The sequence below is a fragment of the Achromobacter sp. 10T422 genome (assembly GCF_056394065.1).
Genome location: NZ_JBFTHD010000022.1, coordinates 1 through 1,460 on the forward strand (window position 1 = coordinate 1; position 1,460 = coordinate 1,460).

General features: G+C 57.5%; 2 protein-coding genes. Both read right to left on the bottom strand.

The genetic code is table 11. The features are described from left to right. Positions 1-244 (bottom strand): DUF6708 domain-containing protein (locus tag AC1DB0_RS29775; protein WP_476758820.1); only part of this gene is annotated, 244 nt, incomplete at its 3' end. A 281-nt stretch (positions 245-525) separates the two neighbouring features. Then, positions 526-1,460, bottom strand: a 935-nt coding sequence (locus AC1DB0_RS29780) for a hypothetical protein (RefSeq protein ID WP_476758821.1), incomplete at its 5' end; no start/stop codon positions are given.

Below are 1,460 nucleotides of genomic sequence, written 5' to 3' on the forward strand. Positions count from 1 at the left end.
CCCCGCCAGAGGTCGCGCCCCATTGCTCCCAAACTTCGGCGCGGACATCGTCCCAGGGGTAGCTGGCGGTGGTGACGTACCAGCGGGTGAAGGGGTTCCACCAGACCATGTGGAAGCCGTAGACGTAGATGCGGCGGCGGGCGCGGTTGAAGCGGATGGGGAGGTCGCGGGGCTGGGTAATCTCAAGCCGGTACAGGAGCACGGTGGTCCATGCGCAAAGGGCAATGGTAAATAGGGAAAGCAAGACCGTGGTCAAGTCATCAAAATTGAATGCGACAACATCCCGATTCAGAACGGAAACAATAATCCTAGGCCCGCCGATCACCGCCCAATAAACGGTAAAGACAATGCCGAACAGTAGAACCCCACGTATGCTGGATGAGCGTCGAGACAGCTCCATGTAAATACCATCTATGTGATTCGGCGCATCTTCCCGCAGGCTAGGCAGAGCCTCGGGAGGATCGTCTGGCCCAGGCAAATCTCGTTGCCACCCAGGACAACGCGGCATGAGTTTGGCTTGGGCCATTAGGCTTCCTCGGTCATGCTGATGCGGGCATATCCGGAAAGGTCTTCCCTATCTGGCCAGAAGGTGATTTCGATGGTCGCGCTTTTAATGCTGTGTAAGGGGCCGAGCCAATATCGGCAGCTCAGGACGGGAAGCTCCTGGGTTGGTAAACGCTGACCGTTCGCAGTCAGATGTCTGAAATCACCCAAGGTGGGGGCCCTGTCATGACTGTTGTGATTCATCGCCGCAAGCACGTCGTCAGTCAATAATGGAGTACGCCGTCCACTTCTTTCGACGCCAAATCGCTGTACAAGCAGCTTGAATTCAAAGCGCGACAACGTGGGATCGAAACCAGGAAGCACAATTCGATACCCTAGCTCAGTGCCCGACTCAACGCCGCCTGTTGCCTTAATGTCCAAAATGTCCGCCGTTAATAGTTGGTCGGCATCCATGACGCGTTTAGCGGTACGAAACCCGACGTTTGCGTCCATGCCGAGCACTGCGGCGTTCAACGCTGACATCGCCGCGTCCATTTGATCGGGGCTCCCCCAACGGACATCTCCGGCACCCCGCCCGAAGTAAGAACGCCGCGCCCACAGTTCCAGGCTGTCTGATTCCAGATCTCTGGCTATCTTCCCTATGGCAAAAGCGATTAGTCCCAACACTATTCCAATCCCCAGCGTCCCCAACAATGCGCCCCCAGTCATCGCACCGTGAACACTGAATATCGCTCCAACAATGGAGATTGAACCGCTAATACTGTGCTTCTCGTCAGCACGTTCATCACCCACGCCTTTAGCTCGATTCGCCGCCGCAAAACTCCCCACCCCATCCGCCACCCCTCCCAACGCCGCTATCACTCCCCCTGCCTTGATCAGCGTCTTCCCCATCCCAATCGCCCTGGCCACGGCCCCACCTTCTACCGCCGCCACCCGTCGCATGAACGGCTGTACGC